We start from the raw sequence: 1,585 nt of genomic DNA, 5'->3' as shown, positions 1-1,585 counted from the left end.
CGCCCGGTGCCCGCCGCGCACTGGCTGGAGTCCGTCGCCCCCGACCGCACCGGCCGGGGCAGTGCCGTGGTGGTGCGCGGCAGCGTGCACTGGCTGACCCACCGCGAGGGCCCGGCCCGGGTGCTGGACGAGACCCCTGGCGTGCGCGGGCGCCTGGTCCGGGTGGTGCCGGGCGAGGACGGCGCCCAGGGCGTGCTGTGGGTGTCCGACGCCGAGGGCGAGGACGCCCTGGAGTACGCCCCCGACCTGCACGGTGCCGAGCGCCGCCGGCTGGCCGCGGGGCAGCTCGGCCGGGTCAACTCGCTGGTGGTCTCCCCGGACGGCAAGCAGGCCGCGCTCGGCGTGCACGACGGCCGGGTACTGCTGGTCGCGCTGGCCGACGGCGCCGTGCACGAGCTGGACCGCAGCGCCGACGGCGAGCCCGGCGGGCCGGCCTTCAGCCCGGACTCGGCCTGGCTGGCCTGGTCGCGCCCGGTGCGCGGGATGGGCCCGCACTCGCTGCGCCAGATCGTGCTGGCCAACCTGGCCACCCGGACGGTCGGCGAGGTCACCCAGCCGCGCTTCGTGGACACCTCGCCCTCCTTCACCGCGGACGGCCGCTACCTGGCCTTCCTGTCGGTGCGCAACTTCGACCCGGTCTACGACGCGCACGTCTTCGACCTGTCCTTCCCGAACGGCTGCCGCCCCTACCTGGTCACGCTGGCCGCCGACACGCCCTCCCCGTTCGGGCCGCAGCGGGCCGGGCGCCCGCTCGGCGGGGAGGAGGACGAGCCGAAGGCCAGGAAGGCGGACGGCGAGGAGGCGTCGGCCGACGCCGCGCCCGTGACCAGGGTGGACCTGGACGGCATCGCCGACCGGATCGTGCCCTTCCCGGTCGAGGGCGGCCGCTTCGAGGAGCTGGCCGCCGCCAAGGACGGCGTGCTCTGGACCAGGGCCCCGCTGATGGGCGAACTCGGTGACGAGGCAGCCTCGTTGGACGACGACCGGCCCCGCCCGGTGCTGGAGCGCTTCGACCTGAGGAAGCGCCGGGTCGAGCAGCTGGTGCACGGCCTGGACGACTTCGCGGTCAGCGCGGACGGCACCCGGGCGGCCGTGCTGGACGAGGGAGAGCTGCGGATCGTCCCGGCCGACCACAAGGGCGGCGACGACGAGGAGACCACCGTCGACCTCGCCCGGCTGCGGGTGACCGTCGACCCGGCCGCCGAGTGGCGGCAGATGTTCGCCGAGAACGGCCGGCTGATGCGGGACAACTTCTGGCGCCCCGACCTCTCCGGCGTCGACTGGGCCGGGGTGCTGGAGCGCTACCGGCCGCTGGTCGAGCGGGTCGGCTCGCACGACGAACTGGTCGACCTGTTCTGGGAGGTGCACGGCGAACTCGGCACCTCGCACGCCTACGTGCTGCCGTACGGCCGGTACACCGAGCCGGCCCGGCGCCAGGGCCTGCTCGGTGCCGACCTGGTCCGGGACGGCGAGCGGTGGCGGATCGCCCGGATCCTGCCCGGGGAGTCCTCCGACCCCCGGGCCCGCTCGCCGCTGGCCGCGCCCGGCGCCGCGATCCGCCCGGGCGACGCGGTGCTCGCCGTCA

Annotated in this window: 1 protein-coding gene; it reads left to right on the top strand. The window is 76.2% G+C overall.

Translation table 11 applies throughout. The annotated features are described in order from the left end of the window. On the top strand, nt 1-1,585 hold a 1,585-nt coding region (locus KS423_RS45210; protein ID WP_224285477.1), incomplete at both ends, for a PDZ domain-containing protein.

It is taken from the genome of Streptomyces sp. LS1784 (assembly GCF_020103755.1).
Taxonomy (GTDB): domain Bacteria; phylum Actinomycetota; class Actinomycetes; order Streptomycetales; family Streptomycetaceae; genus Kitasatospora.
This window is presented reverse-complemented; position numbering and strand designations above follow the sequence as displayed.